Consider the following 14,742-nt stretch of genomic DNA (forward strand, 5'->3'; position numbering starts at 1 on the left):
CATCAGGCCTCGGAGGCACGGTGAATGGCCGCCCGGATGCGCAAATAGGTGCCGCAGCGGCACAGGTTGCCGCGCATCGCCTCATCGATCTCCTCGTCGGAAGGGCTCGGGTTTTGTGCCAGCAGCGCAGCCGCGCTCATGATCTGCCCCGACTGGCAGTAGCCGCACTGCGGTACGTCCAACTCCACCCAGGCCTGCTGGACGGGATGCGAGCCATCCTCGGACAGCCCCTCGATGGTCGTGACGGACCGGCCTTCGGCGCCAGCTAGCGGGAGAACACAGGAGCGCACCGGCTCACCATCGACATGCACCGTGCAGGCACCGCATTGCGCGACGCCGCAACCGAACTTGGTACCGGTGAGTTTCAGTTGCTCCCGAATCACCCAGAGCAATGGCGTAGACGGCTCGGCGGTGACCTCGACCTCGCGCCCGTTGAGCGTGAATGCAGTCATGAGTGCTTCTCCTTGGCCTGGCTTCTGGTTCGTGGCAGTACGCTTCGCCATTCACTTTTAACCGTTTAGCCAGACGAGAGCTTGCCACTCCCTACGCAAAACTTGCCGGATCCTGTCGGGTCAGTGTTATCTCATGAGAAAAGCTTGGGATATGTGCCGCTGCACGCTTACCGATAGCCTGTGGAGCATTAGTTGCTGGTAGGAGGCCATTTGCGATTGCGGATGTACTCAAGAAAGGCCCGCATGGCCGCACTGGTATGCCGCCGGCTCGGATAGTACAGATACCAACTCGGCAACTGCTTCTTCCAGTCGCCGAGCACTTCCACCACCCTGCCCTGTTCGAGATCATCGCGGACGTAATCCTCGAACAGATGAGCAATTCCCGATCCGGCAATCGCAGCCTGGCGCTCGTGATGCGCTGAACTCAGCGTCAGCCGGCCTTGCGGCGTGATTTCCACTTCGTCGCCATCCTTCTCGAATGTCCACGTCTCCATGGTGCCGCCGGGGAAGCGGCGGCGAATACAGTCATGTTGCAGGAGATCGCCTGGTGAGTCGGGCCGACCGCGCTCGCGAAGATAATCGGGCGAAGCCACGATGGCATATCTCAATTCGGGGCCCAGAGGCATGGCGATCATGTCTTGGGCGAGTTGATTCCCGAAGCGCACGCCAGCGTCGAAACCCTGCTCCACGATATCGATGATCGCCGCATCACTGACGATCTCGACGTTGACGTCGGGATAAATTTTCATGAATTCAAAGGCCAGCGGGCACAGCAGGTGATCGGCAGCCGGCCCCGGTGCATTGATCCGCACGGTGCCAGATGGGCGCTCTCGAAGCTGATTGAGATCGTCGATCGCCGTTCTGATGTCGTGAAGGGCGGGCCCAAGTCGCTCGAGAAGCCGCTCGCCTGCTTCAGTAGGCGCGACGCTGCGTGTGGTTCGATTCAGCAGCCGGATACCCAGCGCTTCCTCGAGCGCGCTGATCGACTGGCTGATGGCTGACGATGATACGCCCCTACCAAGCGCGGCGGCTCTAAAGCCACCGCAGCGCACGACATCCTCAAAGATCTCCAAGCTGTCCAGGCGTAGCGGTCGCATTGCAAAGTCCTGCTTAATAAGCTGATCCGTTTTCGTTAGCTTATCCGCACAGCCAATCTGCGTCATCCTGAGAAACATGTCGCAAGGCTTCGGTTTCGGATAATCGCAGCCTGGCCGACGCTGAAAACAAATACGGCTCCTGCAGCCGGATAAACGGACGGGTGCAAACATGAGCGGAATTACATTGAATCGTAGAAAGATCATTCTGACAGCGGCCTCGGCAGCGGCGGGACTGATCTTGCCGACCGGCGGCATCGCCCTTGCGCAGGCGGCTTCCGCTGCGTCGTCCGCGGCCCAAGATGTGAATGCGGGTGGGAATGTCGGCTATTACCGCTTAAACGTCGGCGACATCTCTGCCACCGTGCTGAGCGACGGGCTGATAGGCGGCCCTCCGCAGATCTACGCCAGCAACGCGCCGGAGGCAGAACTGGAGGAGGTGCTAAGGCAAGCCTTCTTGCCGACCGACCATATGACCCTGAATCTCAATACCCTGCTTATCGAAACGCATGGCCGACGAATCCTTCTCGAAGCCGGAGCCGGGCAGACCATGGGGCCGCTAGGCGGTCGCATCTTCGATAACTTGGCTGCCATCGGTTTACGCCCCGATGACATCGACATAGTGGTTATCTCACACACGCATCCAGATCATGTCGGCAACCTTCGAGCAGCCGATGGAAGCAAGGCATTTCCGCGCGCGACCGTCTTTGCGCCGCGTGCCGACTGGGACTTCTTCATCCGTAACGAGCCGGACCTCTCCTACATGCCGGTATCCGAGGATTTCCGTCGCCACTTCGCCGCCGCCATCCGCCAGAGCCTGGAGCCGGTCACCAACGATATTGAAGTGTACGAAGCCGGTACAGAAATCGTGCCCGGCTTGACCACGCTGCCGGCACTGGGCCACACCCCTGGTATGGCGAACTTCCTTGTCCATTCCGGGAGCGATCAGCTCCTGCTGACGGCCGACCTTGCCTATCACCCCATCGTCAATATCGATCACTCATGGCTGCCCGGGCCGGATCGTGACAAAGAAACGGCACTGGCCTCCCGCCGTCGCATCTTCGACATGGCGGCTGCAGACCGGCTCCCCGTTCTCGGCTTCCACTTTCCCTTCCCGGGCCTTGGCCGAATGCTCAAGACGGACACCGGCTATGCCTGGGTCCCAGCCAATTGGCAGTTTTGACTCGGTGCAACAACAGGCCCCGCAATAACACATCAAGGGGTACGCTATTATTTGGTTTTCTGGCTATGGCGCTCATGCCGGTGGCTGGTGCCCCTCATGCTACGTTCGAGCCTAAATACGGGAGGGAAACCTATGAACTCGCTCAAACAGGCTGTCCGGACTTATACCAGCCGCCACGCCAATAGCCGCGGTATGGCGCTGACGCCGGTGCCGGGATTACGCATGATGTGCCTCGAAGCGCCCACCGGCGACCTGCACACGGTTTACAAGCCGCTGGTATGCCTGGTGCTACAGGGGGCGAAGCACGTGATCGTGGGGAGGGAGGAGCGCGTTCTCTCTGCCGGTGAATCCGCGATGGTGAGTGCCGACATGCCGGTCGTCGGGAGGATCGTGCAAGCGAGCCGCAGCGCGCCCTACCTGGCGATCGCGGTCGAACTGGACATGGCGATCCTGCGCGAGCTCACTGCCCACCTCGGCAGCCCCCGCCCACGGCGCCCCTCCGAGATGCCTACGCTATTCGCCGTAGACACCGAAGCGGCGCTGCTTGATTGTGCTTCACGGCTGATGCAACTGCTGGATCGCCCCGAAGCGGTGCCGCTGCTGAGCCCGGGAATCATGCGGGAGCTGCACTATTGGCTGCTGTCGGGGCCTCACAGTACCGTTTTGCAGACACTGGCGGACCCAGACAGCCACGCGGGCCGCCTTGCCGCCGCCATTGCCATCCTCAGGGCCGAGTACCGCTCGCGCGTGCCGGTGGAGCGACTTGCTGCGGAAGCCGGCATGAGCCTCACCTCGTTTCACAAGCACTTCAAGCACATGACCTCACTGACGCCGGGGCAATACCAGAAGCGGCTGCGCCTGGTCGAAGCGCGCCGCCTGATGCTCGACGAAGGGTTCTCGGCAAGCAACGCCGCCTTCGAGGTGGGCTACGAGAGCGTATCCCAGTTCACGCGTGAATACGGTCGCCTGTTCCAGGCGCCGCCGAAGCGGGACGCTATGCGCTTGCAGGGCAAGTCGTCGATCCTCGTCGAAGAGGTTGCGAAGACTAAGCATTCAATGTCGCGCCCATTGCCTGCGAGCGTGGCCAACCAGGCATAAGGATTCATCTCTGCCGGTCGGCCACACGCTCTCGGATCATCCCCCTAGGCGTTCAGGGTGACGTGCTCGTGCCCAGTTGCTCGAGCAGCAGTTCCGCAGCCGGGGCCGAAGACGCCGGATTCTGGCCGGTGATCAGCAGATCGTCGCTGACGACATAAGGCGCCCAGTCATCGCCACGGGAGAAGTTGCCACCCTTGGCCTTGAGTTCGTCCTCGACCAGGAACGGCACCACGTCGGTGAGTTCGACCGCCGCCTCCTCGCTGTTAGTGAACCCGGTGACTTTCTTGCCTTCGACCAGCGGGCGGCCATCGGCCTTCTTGACGTGACGCAGTACGCCCGGCGCATGACAGACCAGCGCAACCGGCTTGCGCGCGGCGAGGAAGGATTCGATCAGCGCAATCGAATGCTTGTCCTCGGCCAAATCCCAGAGCGGGCCGTGGCCGCCCGGATAGAACACCGCATCGAAGTCGGCCTGGTTCACGCTGTCCAGACGTGCGGTGGCCGCCAGTTGCGCCATTGCCTGTGCATCGGCCTCGAAGCGGCGGGTATCCTCAGTCTGGGAGTCCGGCTCTTTGCTCTTCGGGTCGAGCGGCGGCTGGCCGCCCTTGGGCGAGGCCAATACGATCTCGGCGCCGAAATCCTTGAAGGCATAGTAGGGAGCGGCCAGCTCTTCGAGCCAGAAGCCGGTCTTGCGGCCGGTGTTGCCGAGTTGGTCGTGTGAGGTCAGAACCATCAGAACTTTCATGTTGTATCTCTCCATGTCGGGAACGGTAATTATTAGACCGGTCGTCTACAAAATAGACCTAAAAATGCACTTCCAGAGAAGTGAGCTGCCTCTTCCTTCCGGTCAGGGGGAAAGATGCAGGATCTGTCGAGTGGTCCGCATGGCCATCTCGAAGGGCTGGGCATTGCGCACGACCTTCACCATCACGCTGGCCCCTAGCCATAAATGGTAGAGGCTCTGTGCTGCCGCGTCAGGCGTGTCATCAATGGACAACGAGCCTTCCGCCACACCGACCTCGATAGCTCGCGCAAGGCGGTCGGTAATGCCGGCCGTCCCGCGTTTGAGCGCCAGGCGCATGGCTTCCGACAGGTCGGCGACTTCCGCGGCCAACTTCACCGTCAGGCACTTGCCCTGGCAGTCTAACAAGCACTGGGTATCCTGCCAGTTCTGCCAGTAGCTCATCAGGCGCTGGGCCATATTCAGGCCCGGCGCGCTCAACGTGGCGTCCAGTTCGGCCAGGTAGTCCTTGAAGTAGCTTTCGAGCAGGGCTTCCCCGAAGGCGTCCTTCGAGCCGAAGTAATGGTAGAACGACCCCTTCGGCACGCCGGAGGCGGTCAGAATCTCGTTGATGCCTACGGCGGAAAAGCCCTTGCTGGCCATAATTCGCTGGCCGTTGGCAAGAATGCTCTCGCGGACATCATTGGTTTCGGTGGTGGTCATAGTGTTCACGGGGACAAACATATCTCCGATTAGACCAGTCGTCTAGTACTTCTCGCTTTAGAGCAACCGCCTGTGTGATCGGCTACGATGACGGCCAGGCTAACGCTTTGGAGAGTGAATGATTGCCAAGAAAGAACGCGGCAAGATGGAGCGACGGCTGACCGCTGCGCTGACCCACGCCTGCGAGCAGGCCAAGCCCCTGCTGCCCGGCTTTTGCTGGCTCACCCACGAGGTCGATTACCAGCGCTTTCCCGAGAGCCTGGTGGTCACCTGGGTGTTCGACACCCACCCCAACCTGGCGAATGCCCTCAAGGGCGATGCCCGGCGCCAGATCGTCGACCTGACCGCCGAGGCACTGGCCGAGGCCGGCCTGAATATCGGCGACGCCTCGCGGCATCTCGATTTCGACAGCGAAGAAGCATGCCAGCGCGAGCACGGCGGCGACTGGCAGCGTCGGCTACGCACCAAGGCAACGAGGCATTGAATGGCGAAGAAGATCGAAAGCCCGTGTGTCTCGGTTTGCCAACTGTCAGGAGGCCTGTGTACCGGCTGCGGCCGCACGGTGGAAGAGATACGCCACTGGAAAGCCATGAAGCGGCCGGAGAAGATGAAAACGGTGAAGCGCGCCGAGGAGCGCTTGAAGAAGATTCCGCGCGATTGATGTGCGCTTGGCGGAAGCTTGCTTGCCTGGACCATGGCGGAGGCTTTACTGCTGGAACGGCAAACGAGCGACGAAGCCGGGCAGGCCCGAGGCTAGGCGCAATGCTGAGCATCGGCTTTTCTTATGCCGCAGGATGTTGACGGGCCATCCATGATTCGTGTTCCTTCCCCCATTTGGACATGGCCGTCACGGCATCATTGAGGCTGAGGCCATGAGCCGTGATCCGGTATTCCACATGCGGGGGCACTTCATCATAATCATGCCGACTTATCAGCCCATCGGCTTCCATCTGACGAAGTTGCTGGGTCAACACCTTCTCGCTGATACCAGGCAGCGACCGGCGTAGTTCAGCAAATCGGTGTGGGCCCAGGTGCAGCGTCCACAGTAACGAGGTTTTCCACTTCCCGCCAATGGCTTGTAACGCTGCGCCAAACCCGCACTCATCCGTATGCCCCTGCCTCACTTCAAGCCTCCCAACAATTTGATAGTTACCCCAAGGTACGTACTTACAGCCACCACTCGAATTTAATATTTTGGTGTCTGGCGCGCCAAACGAAAACACAAATCCTCGTAAGAGATCACAATAGCCTTGGAGAGATGCTGTGAAAGCAACCGTTTGTGTGATCGGCACAGGTCGCATGGGCTCGGCTGTTGCCCGTAGCCTTTTGAACAATGGATATCCGGTCTGGGTATGGAATCGTACACCGGATAAGTGCGCCCCCTTGGTCGCGCTTGGGGCCAAGACCGCTGCCGATGTGAAAGACGTCATCCAGTCAGTCGATGTCATCATCATCAACGTCCTCGACTACGCCGCGAGCGAGGCATTGCTGAAGCGGGACCATGTCGCCACAGCCTTGGCCGGTAAAATCGTGGTCCAACTCACCTCGGGCTCGCCAAGTCTCGCGCGAGAGGAGTCCAGTTGGGTAGAAGCCCAGGGCGCCGAGTATCTCGACGGCGCTATCATGGCAACGCCGGATTTCATCGGGCTGCCTGATACGGCGTTACTCTATTCAGGCTCCGAAGCGGCTTTCGCCACACATAAGGAACTTCTTCTCGCCCTAGGCGGCAAGAGCCAATACGTCGGGAAGATTCCGGGGCAAGCCTCTGCCTTGGATACGGCGCTGCTCACGCAAATGTGGGGCGGGCTGTTCGGCGTCTTGCAGGGCATGGCCGTGGCAGAAGCTGAAGACCTGGACTTGGCGCTATACCGTAACCAGTTCTCCGCATTCAAGCCGGTTGTCGATGCCGCCCTTTTCGACCTGATCGACAGGGTTGCGGCACGCCGCTTCGCGGGCGACGAGCAAACGCTGGCCTCCCTGGGCGCACACTACAGTGCGTTCCAGCACCTGCTGGAGGCATGTGATGAACGAACCCTTCACGCGGCGCTGCCTCGGGCCATGGACGCCCTCTTCCGCCAAGCGCTTGCCCTCAATGGCCCTGGGGCCGATTTCGCTTCGCTGATGCCCTTGTTTCGTCAAGGTGGCCCGTCTCCCCTATCCAAGGAAGAAACCCATGCTTAGTAAGGAGAAAAGGCGCAAGGCTAGTTGTTCGTGTCGGCAGATCGAGCTGGTCTTCGCTGGTGAACCGAAAGCCACCTACGCTTGCTCCTGCTTGGAGTGTCAGCGCGGCACCGGCTCTGCCTTTGCATACAGAGCGATCTATGCGGATACGGCTCTCATCGGCCAGAAAGGTGAAACGAGATCCTGGCGCCGGACCGGTGAATCGGGGAAGTGGCTGGAACAGCACTTCTGCGCCACCTGCGGCTCAGTTGTCTTCATGCGGGCGGAGGCACTCGGCGAAGCGCTTTCCGTATCGGTGGGCTGCTTCGAAGACCCGAGTTTTCCAGCCCCGCGGGTGGTCTACTGGCCCAATCGCAAGCATAAATGGCTACAGCTAAATGGTGTGCCAGACCATAGCCCTATCTGATCCAGGAGTGGCTGGCAGCGGAGTTGCCTACGTGAGAAACGCAGGACCGAGAATATCAGGCATCATGTTGGGGAAGACGAAGCGGTGGGAGTTTCCATAGCCAGACCATGGCGGCCCTCAGTGCAGCACCTACACTGATCGGGTAATGGCGCGAGCAGGCCCAAGGATCAGCTGCAAACAAAAATTCTATTCACCCTCACTGTCACGGGTAAATATTCTGCCTAAAATCGAAATTATGGCGTCTTAATCTTAATTTTCAGCAGGTAGCCGATTTTCTGGGAAGTACTGATAAACTCCGCGCATGACAGGCTCTGCCCCGCGGCGGAGCTTTCTATGTACAACGGCAGGAGTCCTTCATGGCCCGCAATATCATCGTTCTTGGTGCCGGCATGGTCGGCGTTTCAGTGGCCTGGCATCTGGTGCGTCGCGGTCATGACGTCACCCTGGTGGACCGCCGCGAGCCGGGGCTCGAGACCTCCTTCGGCAATGCCGGCATCATACAGCGCGAGGCGGTACGCCCCTATGCCTTCCCGCGTGATATCGCCACCCTGCTGCGAGTGGTGCCCAACCGCCAGGTGGACATCCGCTACCGCCCCACCGGCATGCTGAGCGCGGCGGGCCCGCTGTTGGACTACTGGCTGAACTCGAGCGGCAAGCGCTACGAGCGCATCGTAAACGAGTGGGCATCGCTGATCATGCGCTGCCAGGATGCCCACGCGCCGATGATCGAGGCCGCCGGCGCCGAGGCGCTGGTGCGCAAGGGCGGCTGGCTGGAGCTTTACCGCACTCAAAAGGAGTTGGAGGAGCGCCAGAAAGAAGCCCAGGAAAACCACGAGCGCTTCGGGGTCGAGTATGAAGTGCTGGACGCCGAGGCGCTCTACGCCAAGGAGCCGCATCTGGGCAAGGGGCTGATCGGGGCGATCCACTGGACGCAGCCCTGGATGGTATCGGACCCGGGCGGCCTGGTGCAGGCCTATGCCCGCAGCTTTGCCGAACAGGGTGGCCGGGTGATGCAGGCCAGCGTCGAGGACGTAACCCAGGGTGAGGGCGGCTGGCGAGTCAAGACCAGCGAGGGAGCCCTGGAGGCAGAGGAGGTGGTAGTGGCCCTGGGGCCCTGGGCCGGAGAACTGCTGAGGAGGCTGGGCATGAAAGTGCCGCTGTTCGTGAAGCGCGGCTACCACATGCACTACTCCGCCGAAGGGGAAGCCAAGCTCAACCACTGGGTGATGGACGCCGAAAAGGGGTTCCTGCTCGAACCCATGCGCGCCGGGATTCGACTGACCACCGGCGCCGAACTTGCCGACCTGGAATCGCCGCCCCAGTACAAGCAGCTGGCCGCCGCCGAGAAGGTAGCACGCAAGCTCTTCCCGCTGGGCAAGCGTCGCGACAGCCAGCCCTGGAAAGGCGCCCGCCCCTGCCTGCCCGACATGAAGCCGGTGATTGGCCCCGCCCCCGACAAGGAAGGGCTGTGGCTCGCCTTCGGCCACGGCCACCAGGGCTTTACCCTGGGCCCGGCCACCGGTGAGCTGCTTGCCCAGATGATGGATGGCGAAGAACCCGCGGTGGATATGGCACCGTTCCGGGTTGATCGCTTCTGACGGTGAGGTTACTACTCCACTACGAAAACGGGCGCCCTTGAGGCGCCCGCTTTAATATCCCGCCCAACCTCATAGTTACCGAGCGGTAATTTTTACCTTTAATAAAGCCTTATCCACCCTCATAGTTACCGCTCGGTAATTATACCATTGCGAATCGATAAACCCGCGCCTAGAATTACCGAACGGTAATCACACGCAGGTTCCCATGCCTACCAACGACTCCCCTGCCCCCTTGGCCACTCCCGTTCGCCACAGCGAAGACCTCGGCAAGCTGGTGCGCCAGCTACGCACCGAGCAAGGGCTATTGCAAATCGATCTGGCCGGCCTCGCCGGCACCGGTAACCGCTTCATTGTCGATCTCGAGCGCGGCAAGCCGACGCTGCAGCTCCAAAAGGTATTGGACGTGCTGGACCTGATGGGGCTCGAGGTCGTGGTGCAGCGCAAGGGTGGCACCAGGCATTCAGCCTAGGAGCGCCTCACTCCTACTCAATCGTCGCGGGGGGCTTGCTGCTGACGTCGTAGTCACGCGCGATACGCCGCGGATCTTGTTCATGATGCGGTTGGAGACGGTGTCCAGCAGCTCATACAGCAGGTGCGCCCAGCGTGCGGTCATGAAGTCGATGGTTTCCACGGCGCGTAGGGCGATGACCCATTCGTAGCGGCGGCCGTCGCCGACGGATTTGGGCGGCAGGGACACGGCGAAGGCCTGGCAGGCCGTGCGACGCTGGCCAGCCCCTTCGCTTGGCTGATAGTATCCATGGCGCCGTTAGGCCATTCCAGAGAGGCACGCACGCATGGGCGCTAAGAAGTCAGACCGCTAAGCCGCAACAACCTTGTTTCCTCGTTGTTGCGGCAGCCTGCTTGGCCCATCTCATCCATTACATGTAGGCCGCCGCCAAATACCTCGATTTGCGCGGAGATTTCATCGTGCCTGCTCAAAACCCTCGTCTGTGGACGTACAGCCTGCCGGCAGCCCTGCTGCTGCTGGCTCCCTTCAATATTCTCGCGTCCCTCGGCATGGACATTTACCTGCCGATCGTTCCCGCTATGCCGGGCATTCTCGCAACCACGCCCGAGGTGGTTCAGCTAACCCTCACTCTCTACATGATTATGCTTGGCGTGGGGCAGATCCTCTTCGGGCCACTTTCAGACCGCTTCGGCCGGCGCCCGATTCTGTTTGGTGGCGCACTGATCTTTGCTGCGGCTTCCTTCGCCCTCGCGGCCACGACCTCGGCCTGGCTTTTCGTTCTGCTACGGCTGGTGCAAGCAACCGGGGCGGCTGCCATGCTGGTAGCGGTCTTCGCCACGGTGCGCGACGTCTATGCCGAGAGGCCTGAAAGTGCGGTTATCTATAGCCTGCTGAACGCCATGCTCGCCTTCGTGCCCGCGCTTGGCCCTATTGCGGGAGCCTTGATCGCGAGCGCTCTCGGCTGGCGTGCCATCTTCCTGGCGCTCGGAATTCCGGCACTCATCATGCTCGCCTTCGTACTGCCCAAGTGGCATGAGACACGGAAAGTGAGGACACAAACCGGCAGAGCCGGCTTCGGAACGGTGCTGAGAAGTCCTTACTTCTGGACCTATACACTGGCCTTCGGCACGGCGATGGGTTCGTTCTTCGTGTTTTTTTCCACTGCTCCACGTGTCTTGATCGACAGGGCGGGCTTCTCCGAACTGGGCTTTAGCTTCGCCTTTGCCACGGTTGCCCTCGCCATGATCGCCACGACGCGTTTCGCCAAGGCCTTCGTTGCACGCTGGGGTATTCCAGGCAGCGCGTTGCGCGGCATGCTGACGCTGTTTCTCAGTGCCGGCTTGCTGGGGTTGGGCGAGATACTCCTGCCGCCATCATTTTGGTCCTTCGTCTTGCCAATGTGGCTAGCTGCAGTCGGTATCGTGCTCACTACTTCCGTTACTGCCAATGGTGCACTTCAGGAATTCAGTGAAGTGGCGGGCACCGCCGTCGCCCTGCACTTCTGCGTTCAGAGCCTCATCGTCGGTGTGATAGGAACGGGCGTCGTGATAGGGCTGGGTGGCGACACTGCCTGGCCCCTCACCGCCTATACGGCGGGTATGGCGGCGTTCACCTTGGCTTCACTCTTCTGGCTGAATAGTCGTAGCCAGCAGCGGTAGAAAAAAGCGCTGCTCAAAAAAACGATCCGGCCCAGTGGGGCCGGATCGCTCATGGCAGGACTGTGCGGGTCGTAAGGATTGACACAGGGATGGGGGCCCGCCTCCTGCCTGCCCGACATGAAGCCGGCAATCGGCCCGGCCCCCGATAAGGCGGGGCTGTGGCTCGCCTTCGGCCACGGCCATCAGGGCTTTACCCTGGGCCCGGCCACCGGCGAACTGCTCGCTCAGATGATGGATGGCGAAGAACCCGCGGTGATATGGCCCCGTTCCGCGTCGACCGCTTCTGAAACGCGACCTCGCTTGACCCACTAGCCCGATCGCAGTGCCTGCAGCACCAGCCGCCGCTCCAGGTGTTCGTTCCAGCTGGTTGGCCGATCCAGCTCGAGCCGGGCCAGCAGCGACTGTTCAGCGTCGTTGGCCCGGCCCGCGCCCAGTGCGCCGAGCAGCGCTTTCAGCTTGCCGCGCCGGGTGGCGGTGCGCGCCTTGAGCTGCTTGAGGGCCTTGCCCAGGGCCAGCTCGTCGTCGGTGAAGTCGGTGCCGAACGGAAAACGGGGAAAGACCTGCTCGCCCCCCATCCGCTCAAACTGCTGCGCCAATTGCTGCGGGGTATTGTCCTGCCAGTACGCGGGAATCTCGAAGTCGGCGGCCACTTTGCCGGCGTCCTTGGCCTGCGCCAGCAGCTCGGGCTGAAAACGCGCATCGGCAATGGCGATCAACGCCAGGTAAACCTGCTCATCAGTCCGACCGAGCAAATCGGCAATACCGTATTCGGTCACCACGATATCGCGCAGATGGCGGGGTATGGTGCAGTGGCCATAGCTGAACAGAATGTTGGACCGGGTTTCGCCGCCGCTCTCGCGGGTACTGCGCAAGGTAATGATCGAGCGCGCCCCACTCAACTCGTGGGCCATGGCGACAAAATTGTACTGCCCGCCCACCCCACTGATCACCCGGCCATCTTCCAGGCCATCGGAAACCACCGCCCCATCGAGCGTGCACAGCATGGCGGAGTTGATAAACCGCGCGTGCTGGCGCTGGGCCACCTTGAGCCGCTGATCTCCGAAGCGGTGATCGTAGAGATCATTGATGTAGTTGACGCTGGTCATATTGATGCGCGCGCGCTCGGCATCGGACAGCGCGTGCAGCTTGTCGTAGAAACGCCGTGGCCCCAGATAGAAGCCGCCGTGCATCGCTACCCCCTTGGCCGCGCTGGGGTGGTCGCTGCTCTCGGGGTCGATCTCGCCCCGGTTGATCGCTTCCTGAAACTTGGCGTCCGCAAAGACCCGGCGCTTGAGCACCCCGCCTTCCATCAGGTAGATAAACCCGTCCACCATCATCTCGCTGCAGCCATAAAGCCCCTGGCGGAAGGGCTGGGTGTCGCCCCACTGCTCGGCCACTGGAAACCGCTCGGCCACCTGCAGGTCCCGGTAAATCGCTAGCCAACGGGCATTGTCCTGCTGGCGCAACAGGGTGCTGTGCACCAGCGCCGCCCCCAGGGAGCCGATGCCGATTTGCAGCGTGCCGGCATCCTTCAGCAAACAGCTGGCGTAGAAGCCGATCAGGTGATCTGCCAACGAGATGGGCGTCTGGGGTGCGCTGAACAGCGGGTAGTCGGTACCCGGTTTTTCCAACAGCAGGTCAAACTCGCTACGCGCCACAGCCGCGTCATTGCCTAAGTACGGCAGGTGCCGATTGGTTTCCGCAACGCAAACGGTGGCATAGGGCTGCGCGCACAGCCGGGGCAACAGATCCAGGGTCAGGTCCGGGTTGCAGCTCAGGCTCACCGTTTCGCCCCGCTCATCGGGCGCTACCAACTGACCGATCACATTGATGCCCTGGGCCATTAAATCGCGCAGTGCGTGGGTGTAGTTGGTGCAGATATAGCGGCGCTGCTGGTCGGCATTGTCCTTCAGGTTGCCGGCCTGGAAAAAGAATTCCGACACCGTGACGTTGTCCGGCAGGCGGTTGGCCTGGGCATCCCGGGCATAGGCCAGCTCGGGGATATTGCCGTACAGGCGCTCGACAAAAGGCTCCAGGAAACGCCGCTCCAGGGAGGAGCCGCCCGCCGGTGTCAGCAAGGAGAGTGCGGTGACGATATGCAGCTTGATCGTCGGGTCGCGCTGGGCACGGGCATACAGGGCGTTCACGAAACGTAGGGGTTTGCCCAACCCCAGCGGCAGTGCCAACACGATGTTCTTGCCCACGCGATCGATGACCTGATCCACGCACGCCTCAGCGTCCTGATAACTCACCGGCTCGCCCATAGGCTGAACCCCATCCTTGGCTTCGTTACGCTTCAAGCTAGCACATGGTGACACGACTCCCCTTCCCACCGGGCTCGAGAGGCATCCGAGACCGAGGGTTATCTGGCATCATGAGGGAGAAGGTGAAGCTGAGGGAGTTACCTGAATGGACGACATAGCCGAACGGGCTGCGCTGTTCAGCAGGGCCGCACATCAAGCCGTTGGGCAACGACGCAAGTACAGCGGCGAGCCCTACTGGCACCACCCGGTGGCCGTCGCGGAGATCGTGTCGGCAGTCGAGACGGCGACACCGGAGATGATCGCCGCCGCCTTACTGCACGACGTGCTAGAGGATACCGGCGTTACGCCGATGGACATCGAGGAGTGCTTTGGCCAGCGGGTCGCCACCCTGGTGCAGGAGCTGACGGATCAATTCGTTGATCCGGAAATCGGCAACCGTGCCCACCGCAAGGCGCTGGAGCGTGACAGGCTGGCTCAGGTTTCCCCCGAGGCGCAGACCATCAAGTACGCCGACCTGATCGACAACACCGGAAGCATCGTCGCTCGAGACCGCGGCTTCGCCCGGGTCTATCTGGCCGAGAAGCGCCGACTCCTGGAAGTGATGGCAGGGGGAGACCAAGAACTAAGACGCAAGGCATGGAGCGTATTGATGGAAGGTGAGGTGAAGATTCTTGGAGCAGCATCGAGCGCTCGCACTTCAAATCGCTAGCTAGATCAGCTAGCGGGCATGACGCACCATCGCATAAGAAAGGAACGTTGTTGGAGGTCGCTTTAGCTCGCGAACGCGGCGTCCACCGAAACCGCGCTCAAGGGAATTCCGCTCCAGCTTCATGACAACGTCCGTTGAACAGGGCGGCCGCTATCGTTGCATTTTTCCTAAAGCCCTTTGGTAAAA

15 protein-coding genes and 3 pseudogenes are annotated in these 14,742 nt (G+C 61.2%); 11 read left to right on the forward strand and 7 right to left on the reverse strand.

Translation table 11 applies throughout. From position 1 onward, the window contains the following. Positions 1–2: 2 nt before the first annotated feature. The gene (locus SPH52_RS02290) at positions 3–452 is read right to left on the reverse strand and encodes a (2Fe-2S)-binding protein (protein ID WP_411793383.1); all 450 of its coding nucleotides are present in this window, start codon (positions 450–452) and stop codon (positions 3–5) included. A gap of 188 nt (positions 453–640) precedes the next feature. Beyond that, positions 641–1,549, reverse strand: coding sequence for a LysR family transcriptional regulator (locus SPH52_RS02295; protein ID WP_411793384.1), 909 nt, complete (start codon positions 1,547–1,549; stop codon positions 641–643). A 169-nt stretch (positions 1,550–1,718) separates the two neighbouring features. Here SPH52_RS02295 and SPH52_RS02300 point away from each other — a divergent pair, with 169 nt between their 5' ends. Both SPH52_RS02300 and SPH52_RS02305 read left to right on the forward strand, forming a co-directional pair. Next, complete coding sequence (locus SPH52_RS02300; RefSeq protein ID WP_411793385.1) at positions 1,719–2,729, forward strand: MBL fold metallo-hydrolase; 1,011 nt, start codon at positions 1,719–1,721, stop codon at positions 2,727–2,729. Positions 2,730–2,861: 132 nt separating this feature from the next. Beyond that, complete coding sequence (locus SPH52_RS02305) at positions 2,862–3,827, forward strand: AraC family transcriptional regulator N-terminal domain-containing protein (protein ID WP_411793386.1); 966 nt, start codon at positions 2,862–2,864, stop codon at positions 3,825–3,827. A 52-nt stretch (positions 3,828–3,879) separates the two neighbouring features. On the opposite strand, the gene SPH52_RS02310 is transcribed toward SPH52_RS02305, so the two are convergent. After that, positions 3,880–4,572, reverse strand: coding sequence for a type 1 glutamine amidotransferase domain-containing protein (locus tag SPH52_RS02310; RefSeq protein WP_411793387.1), 693 nt, complete (start codon positions 4,570–4,572; stop codon positions 3,880–3,882). A 102-nt stretch (positions 4,573–4,674) separates the two neighbouring features. Then, positions 4,675–5,271, reverse strand: coding sequence for a TetR/AcrR family transcriptional regulator (locus SPH52_RS02315; protein WP_411793388.1), 597 nt, complete (start codon positions 5,269–5,271; stop codon positions 4,675–4,677). Positions 5,272–5,389: 118 nt separating this feature from the next. Between SPH52_RS02315 and SPH52_RS02320 the strand changes: the two genes are divergently transcribed. Further along, complete coding sequence (locus SPH52_RS02320; protein WP_411793389.1) at positions 5,390–5,755, forward strand: hypothetical protein; 366 nt, start codon at positions 5,390–5,392, stop codon at positions 5,753–5,755. Continuing rightward, positions 5,756–5,932, forward strand: a complete 177-nt coding sequence (locus tag SPH52_RS02325) for a DUF1289 domain-containing protein (RefSeq protein ID WP_411793390.1) — start codon at positions 5,756–5,758, stop codon at positions 5,930–5,932. A gap of 121 nt (positions 5,933–6,053) precedes the next feature. Here SPH52_RS02325 and SPH52_RS02330 read toward each other — a convergent pair whose 3' ends face one another. Next, positions 6,054–6,572 (reverse strand): winged helix-turn-helix transcriptional regulator, encoded by a 519-nt coding sequence (locus SPH52_RS02330; RefSeq protein ID WP_411793391.1) that lies wholly within the window; start codon positions 6,570–6,572, stop codon positions 6,054–6,056. On the opposite strand from SPH52_RS02330, the gene SPH52_RS02335 reads away from it, so the two are divergent. The 4 genes from SPH52_RS02335 to SPH52_RS02350 all read left to right on the forward strand — a co-directional run bounded on the left by SPH52_RS02335 (position 6,535) and on the right by SPH52_RS02350 (position 9,925). Next, positions 6,535–7,452, forward strand: coding sequence for an NAD(P)-dependent oxidoreductase (locus tag SPH52_RS02335; RefSeq protein ID WP_411793392.1), 918 nt, complete (start codon positions 6,535–6,537; stop codon positions 7,450–7,452). The two genes, SPH52_RS02330 and SPH52_RS02335, sit on opposite strands and share 38 nt — an antisense overlap. Then, complete coding sequence (locus tag SPH52_RS02340; protein WP_411793393.1) at positions 7,445–7,858, forward strand: GFA family protein; 414 nt, start codon at positions 7,445–7,447, stop codon at positions 7,856–7,858. The genes SPH52_RS02335 and SPH52_RS02340 overlap by 8 nt, the downstream gene beginning before the upstream one ends. A gap of 356 nt (positions 7,859–8,214) precedes the next feature. Continuing rightward, a complete protein-coding gene (locus tag SPH52_RS02345) occupies positions 8,215–9,456 on the forward strand; it encodes an NAD(P)/FAD-dependent oxidoreductase (protein WP_411793394.1) in 1,242 nt (413 codons plus the stop codon). Between the two features lie 205 nt (positions 9,457–9,661). Continuing rightward, positions 9,662–9,925: a helix-turn-helix transcriptional regulator gene (locus SPH52_RS02350; RefSeq protein WP_411793395.1), complete on the forward strand. Its 264-nt coding sequence runs from the start codon at positions 9,662–9,664 to the stop codon at positions 9,923–9,925. A gap of 13 nt (positions 9,926–9,938) precedes the next feature. Here the strand turns inward: SPH52_RS02350 and SPH52_RS02355 are convergent. Next, positions 9,939–10,168: pseudogene (locus tag SPH52_RS02355) on the reverse strand (GMP synthase (glutamine-hydrolyzing)); the annotation flags it as partial. Positions 10,169–10,404: 236 nt separating this feature from the next. On the opposite strand from SPH52_RS02355, the pseudogene cml reads away from it, so the two are divergent. Next, positions 10,405–11,600 (forward strand): annotated as a pseudogene (gene cml / locus SPH52_RS02360) (CmlA/FloR family chloramphenicol efflux MFS transporter); the annotation flags it as partial. 76 nt (positions 11,601–11,676) lie between these two features. Beyond that, positions 11,677–11,870 (forward strand): annotated as a pseudogene (locus SPH52_RS02365) (NAD(P)/FAD-dependent oxidoreductase); the annotation flags it as partial. Between the two features lie 21 nt (positions 11,871–11,891). Here SPH52_RS02365 and SPH52_RS02370 read toward each other — a convergent pair. Further along, complete coding sequence (locus SPH52_RS02370) at positions 11,892–13,883, reverse strand: acetyl-CoA hydrolase/transferase C-terminal domain-containing protein (RefSeq protein WP_411793396.1); 1,992 nt, start codon at positions 13,881–13,883, stop codon at positions 11,892–11,894. 109 nt (positions 13,884–13,992) lie between these two features. Here SPH52_RS02370 and SPH52_RS02375 point away from each other — a divergent pair, with 109 nt between their 5' ends. After that, positions 13,993–14,556, forward strand: a complete 564-nt coding sequence (locus SPH52_RS02375; RefSeq protein WP_411793397.1) for an HD domain-containing protein — start codon at positions 13,993–13,995, stop codon at positions 14,554–14,556. Positions 14,557–14,742 lie beyond the last annotated feature (186 nt).

The sequence above is a fragment of the Halomonas sp. A29 genome (assembly GCF_046723295.1).
Classification (GTDB): Bacteria; Pseudomonadota; Gammaproteobacteria; order Pseudomonadales; family Halomonadaceae; genus Halomonas.

Coding starts and splice junctions, on each gene's coding strand:
- SPH52_RS02290 (WP_411793383.1), bottom strand. CDS start 452: ATGACTGCATTCACGCTCAACGGGCGCGAGGTCGAGGTCACCGCCGAG.
- SPH52_RS02295 (WP_411793384.1), bottom strand. CDS start 1,549: ATGCGACCGCTACGCCTGGACAGCTTGGAGATCTTTGAGGATGTCGTG.
- SPH52_RS02300 (WP_411793385.1), top strand. CDS start 1,719: ATGAGCGGAATTACATTGAATCGTAGAAAGATCATTCTGACAGCGGCC.
- SPH52_RS02305 (WP_411793386.1), top strand. CDS start 2,862: ATGAACTCGCTCAAACAGGCTGTCCGGACTTATACCAGCCGCCACGCC.
- SPH52_RS02310 (WP_411793387.1), bottom strand. CDS start 4,572: ATGAAAGTTCTGATGGTTCTGACCTCACACGACCAACTCGGCAACACC.
- SPH52_RS02315 (WP_411793388.1), bottom strand. CDS start 5,271: ATGACCACCACCGAAACCAATGATGTCCGCGAGAGCATTCTTGCCAAC.
- SPH52_RS02320 (WP_411793389.1), top strand. CDS start 5,390: ATGATTGCCAAGAAAGAACGCGGCAAGATGGAGCGACGGCTGACCGCT.
- SPH52_RS02325 (WP_411793390.1), top strand. CDS start 5,756: ATGGCGAAGAAGATCGAAAGCCCGTGTGTCTCGGTTTGCCAACTGTCA.
- SPH52_RS02330 (WP_411793391.1), bottom strand. CDS start 6,572: ATGCGACCTGTGCCGATCACACAAACGGTTGCTTTCACAGCATCTCTC.
- SPH52_RS02340 (WP_411793393.1), top strand. CDS start 7,445: ATGCTTAGTAAGGAGAAAAGGCGCAAGGCTAGTTGTTCGTGTCGGCAG.
- SPH52_RS02345 (WP_411793394.1), top strand. CDS start 8,215: ATGGCCCGCAATATCATCGTTCTTGGTGCCGGCATGGTCGGCGTTTCA.
- SPH52_RS02350 (WP_411793395.1), top strand. CDS start 9,662: ATGCCTACCAACGACTCCCCTGCCCCCTTGGCCACTCCCGTTCGCCAC.
- SPH52_RS02375 (WP_411793397.1), top strand. CDS start 13,993: ATGGACGACATAGCCGAACGGGCTGCGCTGTTCAGCAGGGCCGCACAT.